The following is a 23,860-nucleotide window of genomic DNA, read 5'->3' as shown; positions in this document are numbered from 1 at the left end:
CGCCCCTCGACTTCGCTCGGGACGAACGAACGCCTTCGTGGAGCTTGAACATGAGATTTGCGGGATATGCGGCGATCTTCGATCGGCCCGATCGGGGCGGCGACGTGGTGCGGGCGGGGGCGTTTGCGCGGTCGCTGAATCGTGGGGCGGGGGCCGTGCCCTTGCTGTGGCAGCATGAGGCGGGGCGGCCGATCGGGCGGATCGAATATCTGAAGGAGGACCGGCGCGGCCTGAGGGTGATCGGCCAACTGTCCTCCGGCGCGGCGGGGCGGGAGGCGGCGGCGCTGCTCAAGGACGGAGCGGTGTCGGGGCTGAGCTTCGGCTATCGGGTGCGGGAGGCGCGCGGCGAGGCGCCGAGGGAGTTGACCGAACTGGAGCTGGTCGAGGTCAGCCTGGTGACCTTGCCGATGCAGCCCAGGGCGCGGGTGCATGCGGTGGCGGGCGAGTAGGGCCGCGGAAATTCCGGCGCGGCGGGGGCTTTCCCGGCCAGCGATCCGGAGGACAGGCTGATCGACCTGGTGCAGGCGCTGAGGCCGCCGTACCGCCAGGGCGCGGTGTTCGTGATGAACTCGGCGACCGCCTCGGCCATCCGCAAGTTCAAGACCGCCGACGGGGCCTTCCTGTGGCAGCCGGGGCTGGTGTCGGGGCAGCCCGACACCCTGCTCGGTTACCCGCTGATCGAGGCGGAGGACATGCCGGACATCGGCGCCGACAGCCTGTCGATCGCGTTCGGGAACTTCAAGGCCGGCTATCTGATCGCGGAGCGCAGCGAGACGCAGATCCTGCGCGATCCGTTCACCAACAAGCCCTTCGTGCATTTCTACGCGACCAAGCGGGTCGGCGGCCAGGTGGTGAATTCGGAAGCGATCAAGCTGATGAAGTTCGCGATCTAAGGCCCGCTCGCCGTCCCGAGCCTTGGGCTTGGGACCCTATGCGCCGCGCCGGTTCCCCCTTGCCGGCGCGGCGCAACCCATTCGCCAGACAAACGGGAGCGGGATGATGAGTCTTGAGAGGATGATGCGCGTCCGGGCCGGGGCGGCGCGATGATTAGCGGCGATCCATTGGTGCCGGGCGCGGAGGCGCTAGGCGAGGCCAAGGCCTATTTGCGCGTGGAAGGCAGCGACGAGGATGCGATGCTCGAGCGACTGATCGGGAGTGCGGCGGAACTGTGCGAGCGGTTCGTGCGGCAGGCGCTGCTGAGGCGCGGGTTCAGCGAGACGCTTGAGCTGAGCGGCGCCTGGACACGGCTGGGGGTGGCGCCGGTGCAGGCCATTTCGGGTGTCGAGGGCGTGCGGAGCGACGGCTCGGCCTTTGCCATTTCCGCCGAGGCTTATGCGATCGACATCGATGCGCATGGCGAGGGCTGGGTCCGAGTGAGCCAGGCGGGCGACGCGGTGCGGATCAAGGTGGCGTATCAGGCGGGGCTGGCGGCCGACTGGGCTTCGCTGCCGGAAGCGCTGCGCCAGGGGATGGTCCGGCTGACGGCGCACCTCTTCACCCATCGTGACGGCCCGGGCGATGCGGGACCGCCGGCGGCGGTGACGGCGCTTTGGCGACCGTGGCGGCGGATGCGGATAGGTTGAGGAGGGCGTGGATGTTCAAGCGGTTCCTCAGGCGCGTCGAGGACGCGGCGCAGCGCCGGGCGGACGCGCGCGCCGCCAGTTTGGCGGAACGGCTGCGCGAGACGCTGCCCGGTGGAATAGGCGCCGAAGCGGTGGAGGCGGGAGTCGGCCTGTCCGGCCGCGGTCTCCTGCGTCGGCTCATGACCGAGGCGGGGTTACGATGGCTCGTCCTGGAGTGTGCCCGGGATGAGGGGAGGAAAGGACAATGACGGCGGCGGAAGCGATCATGACGGCCGCGACGGCGGCGCTGCAGGCCCTTGAAGGCGTCGGCGTCTATGACGGCGCGCCCCTGCGGGCTTCCTTCCCCTATGCGGTAGTCGACGCGGGGGCGGAGACGGACTGGAGCCACAAGAACGGCGTCGGCCGGGAGCTGCGGATCGCCGTCACGCTACGCGACGGGGGCGAGCGGCCGACGCGGCTACGACGGCTGATGGGCGAGGCCGAGGCGGCCCTCGCGGCCGTGGCCGAAATGGCCGGGTGGCACCTCGTTACCCTGCGTCATGTGCGCAGTCGGCTGGTCCGCGAAGGCCGGGGTGCCGAACCCCGCGGCTGGATGGGTGTGATCGAGTTTCGAGCGCGGATGTTGGCGCTCGACACCGTCTGAAAGCCCTGTCGGCCTATTTAGGACGGGAGCCGTCTTCCAGATAGAAGCGGTAGAGATCCCGCATGCTTCCGGCGAGATCCTCGACCTCCATATGGGCGAGCTCTTCGGCCTCCGCGCGACTTGAGCCGGCGGCGGTCTCCGCGGCCAGGATCGCGTTGCGGAAAGCGGCTGCCCGCGCGGCGCACCCCGTCGTCGCCGCCCGGTCGAAGGCGGCCGCCGACGCCCTGCTCTCGAGATTGGAACGCAAGGCATCGTCGAGGCAGGCGGCATAGGCTTCCCGGGCCTGGGCGGTCGATCCGGACTGGAGCAGGAAAAGCATAGAAGCAAGCACATGAGAGATCATGGTGAGTCCCCCGTGCAACAGTTTGAACAATGGGAGAATAAACGATGAGTGCCGAAAAGGGTAGCGCTTTTCTGCTGAAGATCGGTGATGGTGGCGATCCGCCCGTCTTTTCCACGGTCGCTGGCATGCGGACAACGCAGATGCAGGTGAATGGTGAAGCCGTCAACGTGACGTCCAAGGATTCAGGCGGTTGGCGCGAACTTCTTTCGGGTGCTGGGCTAAGATCTATCTCGGTATCTGCAAGCGGTATCTTCACCGGTTCTGGCTCGGAAGGCCGAGTTAAGTCCAATGCTCTCTCCGGTCTGCTCGATGATTATGAGCTGAGTTTCGAGGGCGCGGAACGGATGCGCGGCAAGTTCCTGGTGACGCGGCTCGACTATAGCGGCGACTATAATGGCGAGCGGAACTATACGCTGAGCCTGGAGAGCAGCGGTCCGGTGGTGACGTTATGAGCGGCGGCGCCAATGCGGCTCGCGGCGAGGCGGCGATCGTGGTGGCGGGCGAGACGCTGGTGCTGCGGCCGTCCTTCGAGGCGCTGGTCGCGACGGAGGAAGAACTGGGGCCGCTGTTCGCGCTGGTCGAGCGGGCGGCCGAAGGCGGACTGAGGCTGGTCGAGGTGGCGGGGCTGTTCTGGCATTGCATCAAGGACCGTCCCGAGCATTGCACGCGGGAGAGGATCGGTGCGGCCGTCGTGGAGGCGGGGCTCGCCGGGATGACGCCGGTGCTGAAGACGTTGCTGACGCAGATATTGCAGGGACGATGAGCGCGACCTTCGCGCGCGCCGCGCGGCATCTGGCCGGCGCCGCCGGCCTGCTGCTGGGGTGGCGGCCGAACGAATTCTGGCGGGCGACGCCGGCCGAGCTGGCCGCGGTGCTGGGCCTGCTGGCGGGCGAGGCGGCCGTCTCCGCTACCGGCGACGACCTCAGGCGATTGATGGAGATGTTTCCCGATGGATGAGGAAATCGAGCGGCTGGTCGTCGGTGTGCGGGCCGACACCTCCGCCTTCGCGCGGGACGTGGCGGAGATGCGGGCGCAGCTGGAAGGCCCGCTGGCGGCGGGCGCGGACCGCGCCGGTCACGCCTTGGAGCATGCGCTGCTGCGAGCCGTGCGCACGGGAAGGGTCGGGTTCGAGGACCTGAAGCGGGTGGCGCTGTCGGCCATGGCCGAGATCGCCGCGGCGGCGGTGCGAGGCGGGGTCGCGTCGCTGTCGGGAGCCCAAGGTTTGCAGGCGAGCGGCTTGATGGCGGTCGCGGCGCAGGTACTGGGCGCCGCGCTCGGTGCGCCGGGGCGGGCGACCGGCGGGCCGGTGGCGCCGGGGCGTGCCTATCTTGTCGGCGAGCGCGGGCCGGAGCTGTTCGTGCCGACAGCGAGCGGGCGCGTGGAAGCGCCGCGCGCCGGGGAGCGCGACATCCGGATGAGCATCACGATCAACGCGCCGACGGGGGCTGAGCCGCAGGCGCTGGCCGCGTCGAGCCGGCAGGTGGCGCGGGCGGTGAAGCAGGCGCTGATGCGGGTGGAGGATTAGAATGGGACACTGGCTCGCGCCGGCCGGTGCGGCGAAACAGCTCGGCTTCATCAAGCGGTTCGATGCGCGCTTCTGGTCGGTGAATTTTCCCCGGCCGATGATGGCCTCGGTGGTGACGACCGGGCCGAACGCCCTTCGGGTCGACGCGGTCTTCTACAAGGCGAACGACCTGGCCGGGCTTATCTGGGAGACGGAGGACCGGTTCGATCATCCGCTCACCGCCTATGAGACGGCGCGCGACTTTCGCACCTGCCGGCTGAGCTTCCGGTGGCGAAGCCAGGGCTTGAGAGGCCTGGATGCGATAGACGGCCCGACCCTGACGATCGAGGGGCGGGATTCGTCCGGCGCTGCGCGGAGCTGGTACGTGCGGCTCTGGAACTATGCGGTCGGCACGCCCGAGGACGCGGTCGTGAGCCTCGACTTTGCGGACGTGGAAGGCGGCTTCCTGTTCCCGCATGAAGGGGAAGCGGTCTGGGCCGGCGACGTCGATCGGATGTTCATTAGCCTCGTGCCGCCGGGATACACCAAGGAGGATGTGCCGCTGGCGACGCCAGCGGAGGGCTGGGTCGAGATCAGCGATATCGTCTGCGACGGATCGGGATCGGTGCTGTCGATCGGCGATACATTGGTGCCGGAGCACCGGCTCCGAATGGCGACGGGCTATGACGACCTTTACCATGTGACCCCGGCGCGGCTGCTGAGGAACGTGGTTCATCTCGGCTATCGCCGCATCATCAACCACTATGTCGGGATGAGCCATTATTTCCGGCTCGAGGCGCTCGGGAGCGACTTCTATGTAAGCCTCGCCGGGAGCGCGCTCAATGTGGCCTGCTCGGCATGGCACCGGGACTTGGTGACGCGGGCGAAGGAACTCGGCTTCGACCTCATTCTGTCGCTCTCCTACGAGCTGCTGGACCAGCATTGCTGGAACGATTGGAAGCAGCGGGCGGAGGACGGTTCGCCGGCGTTGACCGGGTGGGAGCCGCCTTCGACGCTGCTGTCGCCGGCCCATTCGGGGGCGATGTTCTATCTGCAGGCGGTGGGCCGTGCCTTCGCGGCGATCGCGCGCGATGCGGGCGCGGCGGTGCGGTTCCAGGTCGGCGAGCCCTGGTGGTGGGTGAGGGCTGATGGTCGCATCTGCCTCTACGATGCGGCGGCGGTGTCGGCGTTCGCGCCGGTCTCCATCGCCGATGTGCGGGTGCCGCTCGACGAAGAGCAGAAGGCGACGCTCGATGCGGCTGGGGCGGTGCTGGCGCAATCCACGGCGGATCTGGTGGCGGCGGTGAGGGCGGAAGCACCGGGGGCGGAAGCGCTGTTGCTCGTCTATCTGCCGACGGTGCTCGAGGGAACCGAGGTGAAGCGGGCCAATGTGCCTGTCGCCTGGTCGGCGCCCGCCTTCGATGTGCTGCAGCTCGAGGATTATGACTGGGCGACCACCGGCAATGGCGGGGCCACGGCCCGGGGCGTAGCGGAGACGTCCGTGCGGCTCGGCTATCCGGTCGAGGAGCAGCATTATTTCGCAGGGTTCGTGCTGAACCTGGAAGACAAACATCAGTGGAAACCGATCGCGGCCGCGGCTGAGGCTGGCTTCGCGCGAGGGACCGCGGAGGTGTTCGTCTGGGCGTTGCCGCAGGTGCTGCGCGACGGCTTCACCTGGTTTGGAGAAGGAGAGGCGGCCGTGGAGGCTTTCGAGGATGTGCGCTTTCCAGTGGCGTTGGGACGCGAGGCGGTGGTCGAGCCGGCCTTTTCTACGGCGGTCGTCACCACGGCGAGTGGTGCTGAGCAGCGCAACAGCGACTGGGCGGACGCGCGGATGCGGTTCGACGCGGGGCCGGGCGTGCGCGGTGAGGCGGAGCTTCAGGCGCTGATCGCCTTCTTTCGCGCGCGACGGGGTGCGGCGGTGGGGTTCCGGTTCGAGGATCCTTACGACAATAGCTCAAGCGGCATGACCGGGGAGCCGCACCCGACTGACCAGCCGATCGGGGTCGGGGACGGGCTACGAACCGAATTCGAGCTTGTGAAACATTATGAAGGCCAGGTGCGGCGGATCACTCGACCCGTCGCCGGGAGCGTTCGAGTGTCGGTCGACGGTGCCGAGCAGATGATCGGATGGACGCTCGCGGCGAAAGGGATGGTGCGCTTCGAGGTCGCGCCGGCCGCCGGTGCGGAGGTGAGGGCGGGGTTCCGCTTCGACGTTCCGGTCCGCTTCGCCGAGGACCGGCTGAGCGTGAGCCGGGCGACCTTCGCGGCGGGAGAGGCGGCCAGCGTGCCGCTGGTGGAGATACGGGAGGGATGATCGTGACGGACTTCCTTCAGCCCGACCTCACCAGCATCGCCTTTTGCTGGCGGGTGGAGCGGCGGGACGGCGTGGCCATGGGCTTCACGACCCATGATCGAGACCTGGAGATCGCGCATCTCATCTACCGTGCGGCACCTGGGATGCTGCCTTCGGCGATCTCGCGTTCGGACGGGTTCGATGTCGACGCGCTCGACGTATCCGGCGCGCTCACCAGCGACGCGATCAGCGAGAGCGACCTGGCGGCCGGACGCTGGGACGGCGCCGCGGTGACAATGTTCATGATCGACTGGGCCGCGCCTGAAGGGAAGCAACTCCTTCTGGCGCGAGGGTGGCTGGGCGATGTGAGCGCGGAGGGGAACGGCTTCTTGGCCGAGCTCAAGGGACCGACAGTGCTGCTCGACGTGCCGGTGGTTGAGCAGACATCGCCCGAATGCCGCGCCCAACTCGGCGACAAGAGGTGCCGGGTGGATATGGCGGCGCGGACCCGAGTGACTCGCGTGGCGGCGGTGATCGACGAGGATGTTATCCAGGTGGAGAGCGCGGCCACCGCTGCGAATGCCTATGGCTATGGGCGGCTGCGCTGGATTTCAGGTGCCAACAGCGGATTGGAAAGTGCGGTGCTTTCCTCCGCTGGGGCGGTGTTGACGCTGCGGGAGCCGTCGCATTTCCCGCCCGCCGCAGGCGACCTCGTCGAGATCAGCGAAGGATGCGACAAAAGGTTGGTCACCTGCTCCGGCCGTTTTGCGAATGTGCCGAATTTCCGAGGCGAACCGCATCTTCCGGGCATCGACCTGTTGACTCGGTATCCCGGGGCCTAGCGAGGCCATCATGAGAACGGACGAGATCGTCGCCCGCGCAAGGGCGCTCGTGGGCGCGCGCTTCCGGCCGCAGGGGCGGTCGGCGGAGCAGGGGCTGGATTGCATAGGAGTAGTGGCGGTGGCGAACGGGCTGGACGGCGTGCGAAGCGACTATTGCCTGAGGTCTTCCGATGCGAGCGAGGTGCATCGGGAGTTCAAACGGCATGGCTTCATCCGGGTGACGCCGACCGAGGCCACTGAAGGAAATGTGTTGCTGGTGCGACCCGGACCAGGGCGGCTGCACGCCGTCCTGCTGACGCGGGAGGGTTATCTTCACGCGGACATGGGGCTGCGGCGCGTGGTGGAGGTGCCGGGCGCGGTCCCGTGGCCGATCCTTTCAGCCTGGGGGCGTCCGGAGCGGAATGCCGAGCGTCACGCCGGGACGGAGGCGCGAGGCTGATGGCAACGCTGGTCCTCACCGTCGCCGGGACGGCCGTCGGAGGTCCGGTCGGCGCCGCGATCGGCGCGATGATCGGGCAGCAGGTCGACAGCCGCCTCTTCGCGCCCAAGGGGCGGCACGGGCCTCGCCTCGGCGAGCTCAGCGTGCAGACCTCATCCTATGGCACGCCCATCCCCAAGCTCTTCGGGAAGATGCGCGTGGCAGGGACCGTCATCTGGTCGACCGATCTTCAGGAGACGCGGTCGACCAGCGGCGGAAAAGGGCGGCCGAAGACGACGAGCTACAGCTATTCGGCATCGTTCGCGGTGGCGCTGTCGGCGCGGGCGATCCGTGGCGTCGGGCGGATCTGGGCGGACGGCAAGCTGCTCCGCGGCGCCGGTGGAGAATTCAAGAGCGAGACGGCCTATCGGCTCTATCTCGGGAGCGAGGACCAGGTCGCGGATCCGCTGATCGTGGCCGCGGAGGGTGAGAGCCAGGCGCCGGCCTTCCGCGGTATCGCCTATGCGATGTTCGAGGATTTCCAGCTCGCCGATTATGGGAATCGCATTCCGTCGCTGAGCTTCGAGGTCGAAGCGGATGAGGGACCCGTGACGATTGGGACGATCGCGGAGGTGCTGAGCGGCGGCGCAGTGACCAGCGGCGCCACGCCGTCGCTGATCGGCTATGCCGCGGGCGGAGACAGCGTTCGCGGGGCCATCGAAGCCCTTGGCCAGGTCGTCCCGCTGACGATCAGCGATGACGGTGTGTCGCTGGTCCTTCGCGCTCAAGCGGAGCCGACGGCGACGATCAGCGAGGCGGAAGCGGGCGCGAGCGGGCCCGGCGAGAGCGGCGGCCGGAGCGAATTCGCTCAACGGGACTCCAGCCGCATCCCGGCGGAGGTGAGCGTCGCCTACCATGACGTCACGCGCGATTATCAGGTCGGCCTCCAGCGGGCGACGCGACATGGTCCGACGGCGAGAACCGAGCGCCTGCAGCTGCCGGCGGTGCTCGGCGCAGGGGCGGCCAAGGCCATCGCGGAACGCCGGCTGGCGGCTTTATGGGCGAGCCGGGCAACGGCGAAGCTGCACCTGCCCTGGCGACGCGCGGACATCGTTCCCGGCATGGTCGTGAGGATCGAGGGTCGAACCGGATTGTGGAAGATCGAGCGCTGGACCGTGGATCGGATGGTGACGAGCCTGGAATTGGTGCGCGTGCAAGCGGGGCCGATGCCCGATACCGCGGAAGCTAGCGAAGGGCGGCCGATAGGGCACGCGGACCTGCTTCACGGCCCGACGACCCTGCGGCTGCTCGACCTGCCCCTCTCGGGCGTGGAAGCGAGCGAGCGTCCGCATCTGCTCGCGGCTGCCGCCGGTGTCGAGGCTGGCTGGCGGCGGGCCGCTCTCATGACGAGCTATGACGGTGGAGCAACCTGGCAGGAGGCGGGCCCGACTGCGGCGCCGGCCGTCATGGGAACCGCCGTGACCACGCTTGGTTCGGGCGGGGCGGCATTGTTCGATGGGGTGACGAGCGTCGAGGTGGAGTTGCTCAACGACGCCATGTGGCTGGAGAGCCGAAGCGACGACGCGTTGGTCGGCGGTGACAATCTCGCCCTCATCGGCGACGAGCTGATCCAGTTCGGTCTCGCGGAACCGCTGGGCAATCGTCGTTTCAGGCTGTCGCGATTGCTCCGGGGGCGGAGAGGGACCGAATGGGCTGTCACCGGTCATCTCGCCGGCGAGCCCTTCGTGCTGATCGAAGCCGCGAGCCTCGCGGTGATCGAGCCGCCACTTGCCCTGATCGGCGGCGAGGCGCGCCTGCTGGCGAGCGGGCTGGGCGATACCGAACCCGCCGAGGGGACGGTCGTGGTGAGCGGCGAAGCCGTGCGGCCGCCCTCGCCGGTGCATGTCACGGCGGAGCGCTCCGCCAATGGCGATCTGGCGATCAGTTGGGTGCGGCGGAGCAGGGCCGGCTGGACCTGGCTGAGCGGAACGGACACGCCGCTCGGCGAGGAAAGCGAGGTCTATGAGGTCAGCTTGTCCGGGAGTGGATTGACCAGAACCGTCACGATCTCGGCCTCTTCCTTCATCTACTCGGCAGCGACACAGGCGGCGGACGGCGCCGTGGGCGATATCACCATCGGCGTGCGCCAGCTCGGCACGTTCGCGCCGTCCCGCCCGGCGCAGATAGTCGTTCCAGCCTAGTTACGAAGCGGACCTCGAAGAAGAACGACGCGGAGCGGCTCACCGTTTCGAGAAATATTCTGAATCTGTTGGAGAATTTATCCATGAGCGGCACGGCCCGATTTCAACTGCCCTTCATCCTTCCGGGACAGGCGCAAAAGGAGGTCTTTCACAATGAGGCGCTGACGCATCTCGACCTGGCGGTCCACGCCGCCGTGGAGGAAGGGCCGCTCTCGACACCGCCGCCGGCGCCCCAGGTCGGGGAAAGCTGGATCGTCGCCTCGGGAGCGGTCGGCGACTGGATCGGCAGGGATGACCAGGTCGCCGGCTGGACCGAAAGCGGCTGGCGCTTCATCCTTCCCCAGCCCGGCATGGCCGCTTGGAACAAAAGCGCAGGGCTGTGGCTGCATTGGACCGGCAGCGGCTGGAGCCTGGGGGAGTGGCCCGTCGCGCGCATCACAGTCGGCGGCCAGCAAGTGGTGGGCGAGCGGCAGCCGGCCGTGCCAAGTCCTTCAGGTGGAACGACAATTGATCAGGAAGCGCGCGCGGCTATCGATGCCCTGATTGCGACATTAATGTCACACGGCCTGATCGATTGATCTTTTTTGTTCCTGCGGTGAAACCGATGACCTTATGCCTCGTTTGTGGGGGCGTCTGGCGAGGGGTCTTGGTTGTTATCCATAAACTGAGGCATTTCGGCAACAATTGGAGGGATAAGCGTGCTTGCACGGAAACTCCGCTTACCGTATTGAGTTCTAGGTCGTTCCCGTTGGGACGCGAATAAGAAAGGGGAAAGATTTATGCGGAAGCTCGCCATAGTTGTGGCGCTGTCATCCACCGTGCTCGCGACTCCGGCACTTGCGCGCGATGGCGCCTGGTACGTCGGCGGCGAATTCGGCGCGATGATCGTCGAGGACTACGATGTCCGAATCGCCGGCGAAACGGCCCAGCTACCGGGTTCGAACGGCCAGATCCGTGTTTATCACGACTTCGGCTATGACGGCGCTCTGTTCGCCGGTTACGACCTCGGCGGTGCCCGGATCGAGGCTGAAGTGGGCTACAAGAAGGCCCGCGTCAACGACGGCACGTTCAGCATTCCGATCCCGGGTGATCCCGTCGTGGGCCAGGGTGAGGACGACGCCGCGGGCTCGACCAGCGCGCTTAGCTTCATGGTCAACGGTATGCTCGACTTCGGCGACGACGACGGCCTTCAGGGCTTCGTCGGCGGCGGTATCGGTCTGGCCAAGATCAAGGCGAACAACTGGCGGCGTTTCGACAATGTCGCGCCGTTCATCGACGACAGCGATTCCCGTCTTGCCTGGCAGGCGATCGCCGGCGTTCGCGCTCCGATCACCGACAACATCGACGTCCAGCTGAAGTATCGTTTCTTCAACGTTGCCGATCTGGACTATGTCGCGTTCAACGGCGCGCCGGCGGAATATCGCTTCCGCAGCCACAGCCTGCTCGGCGGCATCATCTTCAACTTCGGAGCTGCGCCGCCTCCGCCGCCGCCTCCGCCCCCGCCGCCTCCGCCGCCTCCGCCGCCTCCGCCGCCTCCGCCGCCTCCGCCGGCTGTCCCGGCTGGGCCGTTCATCGTGTTCTTCGACTGGGATAAGTCGGACATCACGCCGCAGGCGGCTGCCATCCTCGACAACGCGGCCGCTGCCTATCAGCAGACCGGCCAGGCGCAGGTCGTGCTGGCGGGTCACGCGGACCGTTCCGGTTCGGCGGACTACAACGTCGGTCTGTCGCAGCGTCGTGCCGACGCGGTCCGTGCCTATCTGGCCGGCCGCGGTGTGCCGGAAGGCGTCATGACCACCGAGGCGTTCGGCGAGAGCCGTCCGCTGGTCGAAACCGCCGACGGTGTCCGCGAGCCGCAGAACCGGCGCGTGGAGATCACCTTCGGTCCGGGTTCGGGCATGTAAGGTCGTCCTCGGCCGCTCCGGCGGCTGGGAACCAAATGAGAAGGGAGCCGGTCCGCAAGGGCCGGCTCCTTTTCTTTGGTCAAGCTGCGGAACGATTTAGTCTCGATCAGCCTCGTGCAGCCTCGATGAGAGGTCTGTTCCGAAGGGGCCGGCTTTGTTAAGTTGGCGCGGCCTTTATCGTTTCAGGGAAATCCCATGCGCATTGCGATGATCGGAACCGGCTATGTCGGGCTGGTTTCTGGAGCCTGCTTCTCCGATTTCGGCCATGATGTGGTCTGCGTGGACAAGGACGCGGCCAAGATCGATGCGTTGCGCCAGGGCGTAACGCCGATCTTCGAGCCGGGCCTCGACAAGCTGGTGGAACGCAACGTCGCTGACGGACGCCTTTCCTTCACGACCGATCTCGGCCCTGCGGTCGCCGATGCGGAGGCCGTGTTCATCGCGGTAGGGACGCCGTCCCGCCGCGGCGACGGGCATGCCGACCTCAGCTATGTCTTCGGGGCAGCGGGAGAGATCGCCCGCGCCTTGCGCCAACCCACCGTGGTTGTGACCAAGTCCACGGTGCCGGTGGGAACGGGCGACGAGGTGGAACGGATCATTGCCGCCGCCGCCCCGGACGCAAAGGCCATGGTCGTATCCAATCCCGAGTTTCTCCGCGAGGGCGCGGCGATCGAGGATTTCAAGCGGCCCGACCGGATCGTCGTCGGCACGGAGGACGAGGACGCCGCCGAGATCATGCGCGAGATCTACAGGCCGCTCTATCTCAACAAGGCTCCGCTGGTCGTCACCAGCCGGCGAACCGCCGAGCTCATCAAATATGCGGCCAACGCCTTTCTGGCGACGAAGATCACCTTCATCAACGAGATCGCCGACCTGTGCGAGAGGGTCGGTGCCGACGTGCAGGATGTGAGCCGCGGCATCGGCCTCGATAATCGGATCGGACCCAAGTTCCTCCATGCAGGTCCCGGCTATGGCGGCTCCTGCTTCCCCAAGGACACGCTGGCGCTCCTGAAGACGGCCGAGGATCATCAGGCGCCGCTCAGGATCATCGAATCGGTCGTCAAGGTGAACGACCTCAGAAAACGAGCCATGGGACGCAAGGTGATCGGCGCCCTAAACGGGGGCGCGCGAGGCAAGACGATCGCGCTGCTCGGCCTCACCTTCAAGCCCAATACGGACGACATGCGGGACGCGCCGTCGATCGCCATCGTCCAGGCGCTGCACGATGCCGGCGCGAAGGTCCGAGGCTATGATCCCGAAGGGGTCGAGCAGGCGAGACCGTTGATGCCCGACGTCGAGTTTTGCGCCAGCCCCTACGAGGCTGCGGAGGGCGCGGACGCCATCGTCCTCGTCACCGAGTGGGACGTGCTGCGCGCGCTCGATCTCAAACGCCTCAGCGCCTCAATGGCGCGGCCCGTGTTCGTCGATCTGCGCAACATCTATCCGCCAGAAGAGGTGGAGAATGCAGGCCTCGAGTGGCACGGACTGGGCAAGCCCGCGCGTGACAGCAAACGGGTCGACGTCGAAACCGTTGCGGCCCCGGTTCGTTCATCCGGTAAGACAGGAGGAGTATGACGATGAAGATGCCTATCCTGACCATCGGAGCGGCGGCCGTGATCGGTGCTACGGCTTGCACGAGCGTGAACAATGAAACCTATTCGGACACGTCCCCGGCCGCTTCGACGGCAAGCGCGGAACTGCGCGACGCCACGGGCCAGGTGGTCGGCTCGGCCACGGCGAGCCAGTCGGGCGACAGCATCCGGGTCCGGGTCGAGGCTTCCGGCCTGCCGCAGGGAGCTCATGGCGCGCATGTTCACATGACCGGCCAATGCGCCGCGCCGGGCTTCGACACTGCCGGCGGCCATTGGAATCCCACCAACATGCAGCATGGCAAGGACAATCCCGCCGGAATGCACAAAGGGGACATGCCCAACATCCTGGTCGGTACCGATGGCAGCGGCACGCTCGAATACACGATTTCGGGCGCCCAACTGGCGGGCAGCGGCGGGGCCATGCTGGATGCGGACGGTGCAGCCATCGTCATCCATGCCGGTCCCGACGACTATCGCACCGATCCCTCCGGCAACAGCGGCGCCCGCATCGCCTGCGGCGTGTTTGGGCCGGCCTAGCCTGTCCGCGGGCACGACGACCCCAATGACGAAATCGGTTCTGTTCGTCTGCCTCGGCAACATCTGCCGCTCACCCCTCGCCGAGGCCGCTTTCAAACGCGAGGCCGAGGCGCTCGGGCTGGATGTAGAGATCGACTCCGCCGGGACGGGTGACTGGCATATCGGCCATCCCCCCGACCCGCGCGCCACTTCGGTCGCGGAGCGGAACGGCGTCGACATCACGCATCTGCGGGCGCGGCAGGTGACGCCGGACGATTTCCGGCGCTTCGACCACATCGTCGCCCTCGACGCACAGAATCTCGACGATCTGGAGCGGATGCGACCGGCGGGCGGCACGGCGGAGCTGTCACTGTTGCTGGATCATGTCGAGGGACGCGAGGGTGAGGCGGTGGCCGATCCCTATTACGGTGAGGACGAGCATTTCGACCTTACCTGGGCCGACGTCACGGCCGGTGCGAAGGCGCTGGCGCGGAGGCTCGCCCGAGGGTGAGCGCCTTCGCCGCAAAGGTCGCGGCTTTGACGGGGGTTGCTGAGGCGCGGCTGGAGCGGCTTGCCGGCGGGGATCTGTCGGAAGTGTTGCTGATCCGCCGGCCGGATGGACGTCGGATCGTCGCCAAGGGCGGGCCCGCGGTGGCGACCGAGGCGGCAATGCTGCGGGCGCTCGCCGCCGCCGGCGTCGCGGCGCCGGCCGTGGAAGGCGAGCATGAGGGCGTGCTGCTGCTCGAACATGTCGAGCATGACGGCCTGTTCAGTCCGCACGCCTGGGCCGATATCGGGGCGGCCGTCCGCAATCTCCATGCTCGGCGAGGTCAGGGCTATGGCTGGCCCGTGGATTATGCGCTCGGCTCGGTCGCACTGGACAACCGGCAGCGAAGGGAGTGGCCGGAATTCTGGGGCGAGCAGCGGCTGGTCTCGACGGCGCGGGTGCTCGACCGACCCTGGCGCGACCGCATCGGAGGGCTTGCGAAACGGCTGAGGGAGTTGTTGCCCGCTGATCCGCCTCGGGCCCTACTCCATGGCGACTTGTGGAGCGGGAACATCCTGGTAGCCGAAGGGAGGCTTGCCGCCCTTGTCGATCCCGCCTGCTATTACGGCCATGCCGAGGTCGACCTCGCCATGCTGACCCTGTTCGGATCGCCGCCTCCGGAATTCTGGGATGCCTACGGGCCGCTGGAGCCGGGCTGGGAAGAGCGCCGGATCATCTATCAGCTCTTCCCGGCGCTGGTGCATCTGCGACTGTTCGGCGCCAGCTATGCCGGCATGGTCGAGCGGCTGCTCGAACAGGCTCGGGCCTAGTCAAGATCGTATCGTTCCACGATCGAGTAGACGGCGCCTTCGGGCGTCAGATGGCTTTCATAAAGACAGAAGCTGCCGACAGCGAACGGCGCGCTTGTCAGCCCGCCCGAGCGTTCGAGCAAAGCCGAGATCGAACCGGAACCGCGTTTGAGCCGAGCCAGCGTGATGTGGGGCAGATAAGCGCGCTGATCGGGCGCGACGCCCGCCCGGGCGATGGCTTGGTCGATCTTGTTGTGCAGCGTCTTCAGCGGCTCCTGAGGCGTGATCCCGGCCCAGAGGGTCTCCGCCTGGCCTCGCCGCTCGAAGCCGCTAATGCCGTCTAGCGCGATCTCGAAGCGCGGGTGGTGGATCGCGCCGAGGGCGGCATGGATATCGTCGCCGACATGGCTCTCCACCTCGCCGATGAAGCGCAGCGTCAGGTGGAGTTGGTCGTCGGTTTGCCAGCGTGCGCCGCGAACGCCTCCCATGGTGGCGAGCAGCTGTTCCCGGATATGGCGCGGCGGGCGAATGGCGACGAACAGGCGGTGCATGGCCGCACGGTAGCCCGGTCCGGTTTTCCTTGAAAGACAGCGCGATTCTCCCGATATTGCGCTGAGCGGTTGGGCGTTCACCCGCCGCCAAAGGAGAAGTTCGAAATGGCAAATGGATTTGACCCGCGGGCGACCGCATCGCCACAGCCGACCACGGTCGGCAGGGAGGGCGTGGCCTTCGACGCGGGCCTGCGGTCCTACATGCTCTCTGTTTACAATTACATGGCGTCCGGTGTGCTGCTCACGGGCATCGTCGCGCTGCTGTTCGCGGGCAGTGGATATGCGGCTCAGATCCTGATGGGGCCGGGCATCCTCAAATATGTGATCATGTTCTCGCCGCTCGCCTTCGTCATGGTGCTGAGCTTCGGCATTACCCGGCTCTCGACCGGCACGGCGCAGCTGCTCTTCTGGGCTTTCGCGACGGTGATGGGCCTATCGATGGCCTCGATCTTCCTGGTCTTCACCGGCCAGTCGATCGCGACCACCTTCTTCGCGACGGCCGCGGCTTTCGCCGGCCTCAGCCTCTGGGGCTACACCACGAAGAAGGATCTCTCGGCCTTCGGCACGTTCCTCATTATGGGCGTGGTCGGCTTGCTGGTCGCGATGATCATCAACCTGTTTGTGCAGTCGACGGCGTTCCAGCTGGCGATCAGCTTCATCGGCGTGCTGCTGTTCGCGGGGCTCACCGCCTATGACACGCAGCGCATCAAGAGCCTCTACTTCCACGTCGCCGGAAGTGATATGATGGGCAAGACGGTGATCATGGGCGCGCTGTCGCTCTATCTCGATTTCGTCAACATGTTCACCTTCCTCCTCCAGTTCATGGGCAGCCGCGAATAGGCACGGCCCTGATGGAGAAGGGGAGAAGGCCCGGCGGAAACGCCGGGCCTTCTTCCTATTGCGGAAGGTCCAGGTCGACCTGCGGTATCTCTCCGGTCTCGTCGGCGGAGGCGGCATGCCGACGTCCGGCGGGGCGAGGGGCACCGACAGTAGTGTCCTCCAAGGTCTGAAGCTCGATCTCGGCGTTGAGCTTCGCGCCGAGCAGCAGGATGAAGGCCGACAGATATATCCACAGCTGGAGCACGACGACGGCGGCCAGCGAGCCGTAGCTGATGTCGAAACGCCCCACCCGGGCGATATAGAGGCCGAAGGCAAAGGTCGCCAGCAACCACAAGCCGGTGGTCATGAGCGCGCCGGGCAGAATCCACTTCCAGCGGGCGTGGCGCCGCGAAGGCGCGTAGCGGTAAAGAAGGGCGCTGCCCCCGCTGATGCCCAATGTGATCAGTAGCCAGAAGCCAAGCTTCGCCACCCCCCAATCGAGCGGTATACCCTCCGGCATCAATTCTCCCACATAGCCGAAGAGAGCGATCGCCAGCAGCGCCAGCAGCATGAGCGCCGCACTTCCCAGCGCCACGAGGATGGGGATGCCCCAGCGCCGGGCAAAGCGCTGCACGTCTCCCTCCCCGTAGATGACGTTGAGGGCGGCCGTGATCGATCGTGCGCTGCGCGCACCTCCATAGACGGTGAGCAGCAAGGCGATCAGCAGGGCGGGGGCGCTGCCGCGATGGTCGGTGATCGCTTCGACGACGCGCTGGGCAACCAAGGGCTGCGCCGGATCGGGAATGATCGACACCAGCTTGCTCACATCCCGGACCACCTCGGCGGGCGTGCTCACCAGCCCGTATATCATTGCTGTCGCGGCGATCAGCGGCAGCAGCGCGAGAAAGGAGTAGAAGGCGATCCCGGCGGCGAGGACGTTGAGATTGTCGGCCTTGGCGTTGCGCCACACCCGGATCACGATGTCACGCCAGCCCACCAGTGGAATGGCGAGCGGCGAGGCGGCGTGGCGGCCGCGGTCGCCGGAGCCCCTGCTGAGCACCAGCGTCAGCCACCGCACCGCCTTGATCATCATCGATCGTCTTTCACTTGGGACGCGGCGGATGTCTGTCAGCGGTCGGCTCCGCGACGCTGCCAGACCAGGAGTGCCGGTCCGGTGGCCAGGGCGGCGAGAAGATAGATGGCGGCGTTGCCGGTGTAGACCGCGGTGCCGATCAACAGCAGGATCGCCAAGACGGCGAGAACGAGCAAAGCCCTGCGGCTATTATCCATCGGTTTGCCCCCTTTCGCGCGCGTCAGCCGAGATGGCGTCCAAGGAAATCCATGGTGCGCTTCCAGGCAAGGTCCGCAGCCGCTTTATCGTACCGGGCCGCCGAACTGTCGTTGTTGAAGGCGTGCTCGACGCCGGGATAAAGATGGGCGGTCACGTCCACTCCTGCTCTCTTGAGCGCCTCCGTCCAGGGGCCGCCGGTCCTGTTAACTCGCTCGTCATTGCCGGCATAGTGGAGGAGCATCGACGCCTTGACCTTCTCGGCTTCGGAAGGGTCGGGCGCCGGGCCGTAATAGGCAACGCCGGCATCGAGCTTGTCGCCGGCCGCGACCGCCAGGCGGTTGACGAAGGCGCCGCCCCAACAGAAGCCGATCGCGCCGACCTTGCCGTTGCTGTGATCGAGCTTGCGGGTGGCATCGAGGAGGGCCACGGCATCGGCGACGCTGCCCTGTAGCTCCAGCCGGCCGATCATCTCGCGCGCCTTGTCTTCGTCGGCGGGGGTGCCCCCCATCTCGGACAGGAAGTCGGGCGCGACCGCGAAATAGCCGGCAAGCGCCACCCGCCGCGTCACATCCTCGATGTGCCGGTTGAGGCCGCGATTTTCATGGATGACGATGACAGCCGGGATCTTCTTTCCGGTGGCCGCCCGGGGCGTGGCGACATAGCCGTTCAGCGTCCGGCCTTCGACGCCGAGCGAGCCGCGGCGGACGATGAGGCGCTCGTCATTCTCGGGCACGACGGCCGCCGCGACCGGGCTGGCGGCGATGCCGAGCAGAAGGGCGTTGGCCGCGGCCGTGCCCCCCGCGATCCTGCTGAGTTCCGCCATGAAGCTTCGGCGATCCATGCCTTCATGCGTGAAGCGGTCGTAAAGCTTGATCGCCGCTTCTCTGCGATGGCCCGGCAAGGGCCCGCGGTCGTCCTCGCTCATCTCGCATCTCCTTAGGCGGGTTGGGGTTGGGGCTCCGGCTTGGGCGTCGCCTCATCGTCGAGCTGGTTCGCACGCTGCGCGGCCGGGCGGAACTGGAGACGCGCCACATAATCTTCGAACAGCGGTCGCTTGTCGATCGTGCCGAACATCATGCCCCAGCCGATCTGCGAACCTACATAGACGTCGGCGGCGGTGAACTGATCGCCGCAGATATAGGGCCCGGCGGAGACGGCGCGTTCCAGCGCGTCGATCGTCTCCTCATAGCTGCCATAGCCCACCATCTGCTTCTTGTCGGCGGGGGCAAGGAGGCCGAGCGCCTTGCTGGTCACCGCCGCCTCGACGCAGCCGGCCGCGAAGAACAACCAGCGGAAGTAAGTCCCCCGGCGCGGATCGCCGAGTGGCGGCGCGAGGCCCTTCTCCGGAAAGGCGTCGGCGAGATAGGCGCAAATGGCGGCCGCCTCGGTGACGACCGTGTCGCCATGCTTGATCGCGGGCACCTTCCCCATGGGGTTGATCGCGAGATACTCGGCGCCCTTCATCGTCGTTCCATAATCGAGAATGACGGTTTCGTAGGGCTCGCCCACTTCCTCGAGCATCCAGCGAGCGACCCGCCCGCGCGATCGGGGATTGGTGTAGAAGGTGAGGCTCGGCATGGCGATGCTCCTTCAATGAGCGCGCCACAATAGCCTCAGTCGCGGCGGAGCGGGAGTCCGCTTGTCACAGGGGGGCGAACGGTCCTATGCCCAAGGAAACTCGTCATCGCGAGGAACGGAGCGACGAAGCAATCCAGCTTGATTGATGCTGGATTGCTTCGCGCCGTTGACGATCAGGCCTTCTGCTCTTCGGCTTTCTTCTTGCCGCCGCCCCGCTTCTTGCGCGCTTTGGGAGCGGCGGGGACGATCTCGAACGCGGGAGCGTTGTCCTTGATGGTGACCTTGACCTCGCCGCCGTTGAGGAGCTTGCCGAACAGCAACTCCTCGGCGAGCGGCTGCTTGATCTTCTCCTGCATCAGCCGGCCCATGGGCCGAGCGCCGTAGAGGCGATCGTAACCGCGGTCGATGAGCCACTTCTTGGCGTTGTCGTCGAGGCTGATGTGGACGTTGCGGTCCGCCAGCTGCAGTTCCATCTGGAGGATGAACTTGTCCACCACCCGGGCGACCACCTCCGGCGGCAGATAGCCGAACGGCACGATCGCATCGAGACGGTTGCGGAACTCGGGGGTGAAGAGCTTCTTCACCGCCTCCTCCTGCACATCCTCGCGGGTGATCTGGCCGAAGCCGATCGACTCCTTCGCCATGTCGGACGCGCCCGCATTGGTCGTCATGATGAGGATGACGTTGCGGAAATCGACCGTCTTGCCGTGATGGTCGGTCAATTTGCCGTTGTCCATCACCTGCAGGAGGATGTTGAACAGGTCCGGATGCGCCTTCTCGATCTCGTCGAGCAGCAGCACACTGTGCGGGTGCTGGTCGACGGCATCGGTCAAGAGGCCGCCCTGGTCGTATCCGACATAGCCCGGAGGCGCGCCGATCAGGCGGCTGACCGAATGCCGCTCCATATATTCGGACATGTCGAAACGCTGGAGCGGGATGCCCATGATCGAGGCGAGCTGGCGCGCCACCTCGGTCTTGCCGACGCCGGTGGGGCCGGAGAAGAGATAGTTGCCGATCGGCTTGTCGGGATCGCGAAGGCCGGCGCGCGACAGCTTGATCGCCGAGGACAGCACCTCGATCGCCTTGTCCTGGCCGAAGACGACCCGCTTCAGGTCGCGGTCGAGATGCTCGAGCGCCTTCTTGTCATCCGTGCTCACGCTCTTCGGCGGGATGCGGGCGATGGTCGAGATGACCGCCTCGATCTCCTTGGTGGTGATCGTCTTCTTGCGGCGCGACGGCGGCACCAGCATCTGCATGGCGCCGACCTCGTCGATCACATCGATCGCCTTGTCGGGCAGCTTGCGGTCGTTGATGTAGCGCGCCGAAAGCTCGACGGCCGACTTGATCGCGTCGGACGTGTATTTGACGCTGTGATGCTCCTCGAACGCCGAACGAAGGCCGGCGAGGATCTTGATGGTGTCCTCGACCGTCGGCTCGTTGACGTCGATCTTCTGGAAGCGCCGGAGCAGCGCCCGGTCCTTCTCGAAGTGGTTGCGAAACTCCTTGTAGGTGGTCGATCCGATGCAGCGGATCGTGCCGCCCGACAGCGCCGGCTTCAGCAGGTTCGACGCGTCCATCGCGCCGCCCGATGTGGCGCCGGCGCCGATCACCGTGTGGATCTCGTCGATGAAAAGGATCGCATGCGGCAGCTTCTCGAGCTCGTTCACCACGGCCTTCAGCCGCTCCTCGAAATCGCCGCGATAGCGGGTGCCTGCCAGCAACGCGCCCATGTCGAGGGCGTAGATGGTCGCTTCCTTCAGCACGTCGGGCACGTCGCCCTCGACGATCTTGCGCGCCAGCCCCTCGGCGATCGCCGTCTTGCCGACGCCCGGATCGCCTACGTAGAGCGGGTTGTTCTTGGAGCGGCGGCACAAGATCTGGACGGTGCGGTCGACCTCGGGCCCGCGTCCGATCAGCGGGTCCACCCGGCCGGCCTGGGCTTTTTCGTTGAGGTTGACGGTGAACTGCTTGAGGGCGCTCTCGCCCTTCTTCTTGCCGCTCTCGTCCTTCTTCTCTTCCTCGGTGCCCTTCACCTCGACCGGTTCGGCCGCGGTTTCGCCCTTGCCGACGCCGTGGCTAATGTAGCTCACCGCGTCGAGGCGGCTCATGTCCTGCTGCTGCAGGAAATAGACGGCATAGCTCTCGCGCTCGGAGAAAAGCGCGACGAGGACATTGGCGCCGGTCACCTCGTCCCGGCCCGAGGACTGGACGTGGAGGATGGCGCGCTGGACGACGCGTTGGAAGCCGCTGGTGGGGGAGGGGTCGGTTTCCCCATCGACCTTCAGCGCCTCCAACTCATTGTCGAGATAGAGGCGGACGCCTTCGCGCAGTTCCTTGAGGTCGACGCCGCAAGCCGACATGACCTTGGAGGCGTGGGCGTCCTCGATAAGGGCGAGCAGAAGATGCTCCAAGGTCGCATATTCGTGCCTGCGGCCGCTCGCTTCGGCGAGCGCCGTGTGGAGCGTCTGTTCCAATTCGCGGGCGAATGACGGCATTAACTTACTCCTTTGGCCCGCAATGGGTTTTCACGGGCAACTTATCCTTAATGTCGGGGCTGGGTGTCCGGGCATCAAGGACTCGCTCCTATTAACGGCGGAGGTCATCGGCGGTTGCCCCGCCTGCTTCATTTCTTGAATAGCGCGTCGGCGCTTGCGCGATGGTTAACGGCGGCTTCAATTTTCGCCTTAACGCGCGCTATTTCGCCTTCGAGGATGGCGATGCGCGCATGAAGCTCCTCGACCGACAGCGGATCGAGATCCTGCTTGACGAGCAGCGTCAGCGGGTCGCCTGGCTTATCCGGAAAGAGTTCGTCCAGATCCATGTCGCGAAGAGTCCGCCGATGGCGCGCTTGAGTCAATCACGGCCCCGAAATATCCCCAGATTTCTTTTGGAGAGCGTGACGTGATGACCACCCTTCCAGCCACCACGGCCGCGATCGACCCGGAGGGCCCCGGCGGCCCCGAGGTCCTCACCTTGGTGGAGCGACCGGTGCCGAAGGCCGGTCGGGGCGAGGTGCTGGTGAAAGTGGCGGCCGCGGGCGTCAATCGGCCGGACGTGGCACAGCGGATGGGCGTTTATCCGCCGCCCACGGGGGCGCCGACCATTCCCGGCCTGGAGATCGCCGGAGAGGTCGTGGCCGTCGGCGACGACGTCGATTCGGCCATGGCGGGACAGAAGGTCTGCGCCCTTGTCGGTGGCGGCGGCTATGCCGAATATTGTGCCGCGCCCATCGGACAATGTCTTCCCGTGCCGGCACCGCTCACCATGCTCGAAGCGGCGGCCCTTCCGGAAACCTTTTTCACCGTCTGGAGCAATCTCTTCCAGCGCGGCGGGGCGCGGGAAGGGGACACGGTCCTCGCCCACGGCGGCACGAGCGGCATCGGCACCACGGCCATATTGCTCGGGAAGGTCTTCGGGCTCACCGTCCTCGTCACCGCGGGTTCCGAGGAGAAATGCGCCCGCGCGAAGGAGATCGGCGCCGCCCACGCCATCAACTACAAGACACAGGATTTCGTCGAGGAGGTGAAGCGCCTCGCCCCGAGCGGCGTCGCCGTGGTGCTCGATATGATCGGCGGCGACTATGTCCCGCGCAACCTCGCCTGCCTGGCCGAGGAGGGCCGCCACGTCTCCATCGCCGCGCAGCGTGGAGCCAAGGCCGAAATCCCGCTCTGGCCGATCATGGCCAAGCGCCTCACCCTCACCGGCTCCCTCCTCCGCCCCCGCTCGGTCGAGTTCAAATCGAGCGTGGCGGACGACCTGCGCCGCCAGGTCTGGCCGCATTTGGAGGCCGGGCATATCCGCCCCGTCATCGACAGCACTTTCCCACTCTCACGCGCCGCCGACGCCCACCGGCGAATGGAAAGCAGCCAGCATGTGGGAAAGATCGTCCTCACCATTTCTTGACATGACCAGTTGCAAGCCCTATTAAAAGGTCATGGGCGCACATCCATTGCTTGATCAGCTTCTCGCCGGGGCGAGCGTCAGCATCAGCGACCTCAAGAAGAATCCTTCAGCCGTAATCGAAGCGGCCGAGGGTTTTCCGGTCGCTATCCTCAACCGCAATACGCCTTCCGCCTACCTCGTGCCCGCGGCAGCATGGGAAGAACTTGTCGACCGACTTGAGGATATCGAGCTGGCGGCGATGGTTCGTGAGCGAGCCGGTGAAACCCCGATAGAGGTTTCGCTTGACGAGCTATAGGCTCGCCTTTCTGCCGACCGCGCTCAAGGAATGGGAAAAGCTCGGCTCCAATGTGCGGGAGCAGTTCAAGAAAAAGCTGGTTGAAAGATTGGTGCAGCCGCATGCGCCCGCCTCGCGCCTGTCGGGGATGCCAGGATGCTATAAGATCAAGCTTCGATCGGCAGGTTATCGGCTCGTCTATCGTGTCGAGGATGAGACGGTGACAGTGGTTGTCGTTGCCGTGGGAAAGCGCGACCGCAACTTGGTTTATAAGATAGCGGCAGGACGCGTCGGTTCGGACTGACT

Annotated in this window: 30 protein-coding genes and 1 pseudogene; 23 read left to right on the top strand and 8 right to left on the bottom strand. The window is 66.3% G+C overall.

Going from position 1 to position 23,860, the window contains the following annotated elements; all coding sequences use genetic code 11:
- Positions 1-50: 50 nt before the first annotated feature.
- The 5 genes and pseudogenes from DF286_RS02345 to gp17 all read left to right on the top strand — a co-directional run bounded on the left by DF286_RS02345 (position 51) and on the right by gp17 (position 2,226).
- Positions 51-449, top strand: a complete 399-nt coding sequence (locus DF286_RS02345) for an HK97 family phage prohead protease (RefSeq protein ID WP_243444687.1) — start codon at positions 51-53, stop codon at positions 447-449.
- A 12-nt stretch (positions 450-461) separates the two neighbouring features.
- Positions 462-893, top strand: a pseudogene (locus DF286_RS02340) (phage major capsid protein); the annotation flags it as partial.
- Between the two features lie 150 nt (positions 894-1,043).
- Positions 1,044-1,583 carry a head-tail connector protein gene (locus tag DF286_RS02335; RefSeq protein ID WP_109269978.1) on the top strand — a complete coding sequence of 180 codons (540 nt, stop codon included), beginning with the start codon at positions 1,044-1,046 and terminating at the stop codon, positions 1,581-1,583.
- Between the two features lie 11 nt (positions 1,584-1,594).
- The gene (locus tag DF286_RS02330; RefSeq protein ID WP_109269977.1) at positions 1,595-1,831 is read left to right on the top strand and encodes a hypothetical protein; all 237 of its coding nucleotides are present in this window, start codon (positions 1,595-1,597) and stop codon (positions 1,829-1,831) included.
- A complete protein-coding gene (gene gp17 / locus DF286_RS02325; RefSeq protein ID WP_109269976.1) occupies positions 1,828-2,226 on the top strand; it encodes a tail completion protein gp17 in 399 nt (132 codons plus the stop codon). The genes DF286_RS02330 and gp17 overlap by 4 nt, the downstream gene beginning before the upstream one ends.
- Positions 2,227-2,239: 13 nt before the next feature.
- Here gp17 and DF286_RS02320 read toward each other — a convergent pair whose 3' ends face one another.
- On the bottom strand, positions 2,240-2,545 hold the full coding sequence (locus tag DF286_RS02320) for a hypothetical protein (protein ID WP_109269975.1): 306 nt from the start codon (positions 2,543-2,545) through the stop codon (positions 2,240-2,242).
- Between the two features lie 68 nt (positions 2,546-2,613).
- Here DF286_RS02320 and DF286_RS02315 point away from each other — a divergent pair, with 68 nt between their 5' ends.
- The 14 genes from DF286_RS02315 to DF286_RS02250 all read left to right on the top strand — a co-directional run bounded on the left by DF286_RS02315 (position 2,614) and on the right by DF286_RS02250 (position 15,159).
- A complete protein-coding gene (locus DF286_RS02315; RefSeq protein WP_109269974.1) occupies positions 2,614-3,021 on the top strand; it encodes a phage tail tube protein in 408 nt (135 codons plus the stop codon).
- A complete protein-coding gene (locus DF286_RS02310; protein ID WP_109269973.1) occupies positions 3,018-3,332 on the top strand; it encodes a gene transfer agent family protein in 315 nt (104 codons plus the stop codon). Before DF286_RS02315 ends, DF286_RS02310 begins: the two co-directional genes overlap by 4 nt.
- Positions 3,329-3,526: a phage tail assembly chaperone gene (locus tag DF286_RS02305; RefSeq protein ID WP_109269972.1), complete on the top strand. Its 198-nt coding sequence runs from the start codon at positions 3,329-3,331 to the stop codon at positions 3,524-3,526. Before DF286_RS02310 ends, DF286_RS02305 begins: the two co-directional genes overlap by 4 nt.
- Positions 3,519-4,094 carry a tail tape measure protein gene (locus tag DF286_RS02300; RefSeq protein ID WP_109269971.1) on the top strand — a complete coding sequence of 192 codons (576 nt, stop codon included), beginning with the start codon at positions 3,519-3,521 and terminating at the stop codon, positions 4,092-4,094. The genes DF286_RS02305 and DF286_RS02300 overlap by 8 nt, the downstream gene beginning before the upstream one ends.
- 1 nt (position 4,095) lies before the next feature.
- Positions 4,096-6,390, top strand: a complete 2,295-nt coding sequence (locus DF286_RS02295) for a DUF2460 domain-containing protein (RefSeq protein WP_109269970.1) — start codon at positions 4,096-4,098, stop codon at positions 6,388-6,390.
- A 2-nt stretch (positions 6,391-6,392) separates the two neighbouring features.
- On the top strand, positions 6,393-7,211 hold the full coding sequence (locus tag DF286_RS02290; RefSeq protein ID WP_243444686.1) for a DUF2163 domain-containing protein: 819 nt from the start codon (positions 6,393-6,395) through the stop codon (positions 7,209-7,211).
- Positions 7,212-7,221: 10 nt separating this feature from the next.
- Positions 7,222-7,650 (top strand): hypothetical protein, encoded by a 429-nt coding sequence (locus tag DF286_RS02285; RefSeq protein WP_109269968.1) that lies wholly within the window; start codon positions 7,222-7,224, stop codon positions 7,648-7,650.
- Positions 7,650-9,830 carry a phage tail protein gene (locus DF286_RS02280; RefSeq protein WP_109269967.1) on the top strand — a complete coding sequence of 727 codons (2,181 nt, stop codon included), beginning with the start codon at positions 7,650-7,652 and terminating at the stop codon, positions 9,828-9,830. Before DF286_RS02285 ends, DF286_RS02280 begins: the two co-directional genes overlap by 1 nt.
- An 83-nt stretch (positions 9,831-9,913) precedes the next feature.
- The gene (locus tag DF286_RS02275; protein WP_109269966.1) at positions 9,914-10,408 is read left to right on the top strand and encodes a DUF2793 domain-containing protein; all 495 of its coding nucleotides are present in this window, start codon (positions 9,914-9,916) and stop codon (positions 10,406-10,408) included.
- Between the two features lie 201 nt (positions 10,409-10,609).
- Complete coding sequence (locus tag DF286_RS02270) at positions 10,610-11,734, top strand: OmpA family protein (protein ID WP_109269965.1); 1,125 nt, start codon at positions 10,610-10,612, stop codon at positions 11,732-11,734.
- Positions 11,735-11,929: 195 nt separating this feature from the next.
- Positions 11,930-13,309: a UDP-glucose dehydrogenase family protein gene (locus DF286_RS02265; RefSeq protein WP_109269964.1), complete on the top strand. Its 1,380-nt coding sequence runs from the start codon at positions 11,930-11,932 to the stop codon at positions 13,307-13,309.
- Positions 13,310-13,311: 2 nt separating this feature from the next.
- The gene (locus DF286_RS02260) at positions 13,312-13,863 is read left to right on the top strand and encodes a superoxide dismutase family protein (RefSeq protein ID WP_109269963.1); all 552 of its coding nucleotides are present in this window, start codon (positions 13,312-13,314) and stop codon (positions 13,861-13,863) included.
- A 25-nt stretch (positions 13,864-13,888) separates the two neighbouring features.
- Positions 13,889-14,353, top strand: coding sequence for a low molecular weight protein-tyrosine-phosphatase (locus DF286_RS02255; protein WP_109269962.1), 465 nt, complete (start codon positions 13,889-13,891; stop codon positions 14,351-14,353).
- A gap of 26 nt (positions 14,354-14,379) precedes the next feature.
- Positions 14,380-15,159, top strand: a complete 780-nt coding sequence (locus DF286_RS02250; protein ID WP_207789990.1) for a fructosamine kinase family protein — start codon at positions 14,380-14,382, stop codon at positions 15,157-15,159.
- Here DF286_RS02250 and thpR read toward each other — a convergent pair.
- Entirely contained in the window at positions 15,156-15,689 is a 534-nt protein-coding gene (gene thpR, locus DF286_RS02245) for an RNA 2',3'-cyclic phosphodiesterase (protein ID WP_109269960.1), read from the bottom strand. The two genes, DF286_RS02250 and thpR, sit on opposite strands and share 4 nt — an antisense overlap.
- A 105-nt stretch (positions 15,690-15,794) precedes the next feature.
- On the opposite strand from thpR, the gene DF286_RS02240 reads away from it, so the two are divergent.
- Entirely contained in the window at positions 15,795-16,529 is a 735-nt protein-coding gene (locus DF286_RS02240; protein WP_109269959.1) for a Bax inhibitor-1/YccA family protein, read from the top strand.
- A gap of 55 nt (positions 16,530-16,584) precedes the next feature.
- Here DF286_RS02240 and DF286_RS02235 read toward each other — a convergent pair whose 3' ends face one another.
- The 6 genes from DF286_RS02235 to DF286_RS02215 form a co-directional block, all read right to left on the bottom strand.
- Positions 16,585-17,601 (bottom strand): YihY/virulence factor BrkB family protein, encoded by a 1,017-nt coding sequence (locus tag DF286_RS02235; RefSeq protein WP_109269958.1) that lies wholly within the window; start codon positions 17,599-17,601, stop codon positions 16,585-16,587.
- Between the two features lie 35 nt (positions 17,602-17,636).
- Complete coding sequence (locus tag DF286_RS15040) at positions 17,637-17,798, bottom strand: hypothetical protein (RefSeq protein WP_158274595.1); 162 nt, start codon at positions 17,796-17,798, stop codon at positions 17,637-17,639.
- 23 nt (positions 17,799-17,821) lie between these two features.
- Positions 17,822-18,724: a dienelactone hydrolase family protein gene (locus DF286_RS02230; protein ID WP_109269957.1), complete on the bottom strand. Its 903-nt coding sequence runs from the start codon at positions 18,722-18,724 to the stop codon at positions 17,822-17,824.
- 11 nt (positions 18,725-18,735) lie between these two features.
- The gene (locus tag DF286_RS02225; protein ID WP_109269956.1) at positions 18,736-19,377 is read right to left on the bottom strand and encodes a glutathione S-transferase family protein; all 642 of its coding nucleotides are present in this window, start codon (positions 19,375-19,377) and stop codon (positions 18,736-18,738) included.
- A 173-nt stretch (positions 19,378-19,550) separates the two neighbouring features.
- A complete protein-coding gene (gene clpA, locus DF286_RS02220) occupies positions 19,551-21,872 on the bottom strand; it encodes an ATP-dependent Clp protease ATP-binding subunit ClpA (protein WP_109269955.1) in 2,322 nt (773 codons plus the stop codon).
- Between the two features lie 128 nt (positions 21,873-22,000).
- Positions 22,001-22,198 (bottom strand): DUF1192 domain-containing protein, encoded by a 198-nt coding sequence (locus DF286_RS02215; RefSeq protein ID WP_109269954.1) that lies wholly within the window; start codon positions 22,196-22,198, stop codon positions 22,001-22,003.
- Positions 22,199-22,281: 83 nt separating this feature from the next.
- Between DF286_RS02215 and DF286_RS02210 the strand changes: the two genes are divergently transcribed.
- The 3 genes from DF286_RS02210 to DF286_RS02200 are packed head-to-tail and all read left to right on the top strand — an operon-like array spanning position 22,282 to position 23,858.
- On the top strand, positions 22,282-23,280 hold the full coding sequence (locus tag DF286_RS02210; protein ID WP_109269953.1) for an NAD(P)H-quinone oxidoreductase: 999 nt from the start codon (positions 22,282-22,284) through the stop codon (positions 23,278-23,280).
- A gap of 31 nt (positions 23,281-23,311) precedes the next feature.
- Positions 23,312-23,575 (top strand): type II toxin-antitoxin system Phd/YefM family antitoxin, encoded by a 264-nt coding sequence (locus DF286_RS02205; protein WP_109269952.1) that lies wholly within the window; start codon positions 23,312-23,314, stop codon positions 23,573-23,575.
- Entirely contained in the window at positions 23,562-23,858 is a 297-nt protein-coding gene (locus tag DF286_RS02200) for a type II toxin-antitoxin system RelE family toxin (RefSeq protein WP_109269951.1), read from the top strand. Before DF286_RS02205 ends, DF286_RS02200 begins: the two co-directional genes overlap by 14 nt.
- Positions 23,859-23,860: the final 2 nt, after the last annotated feature.

It is taken from the genome of Sphingosinicella humi, from assembly GCF_003129465.1.
GTDB classification, from domain to species: Bacteria; Pseudomonadota; Alphaproteobacteria; order Sphingomonadales; family Sphingomonadaceae; genus Allosphingosinicella; species Allosphingosinicella humi.
The sequence above is the reverse complement of the archived record's forward strand: the minus strand, read 5'-3'. Positions and strand labels throughout refer to the sequence as shown.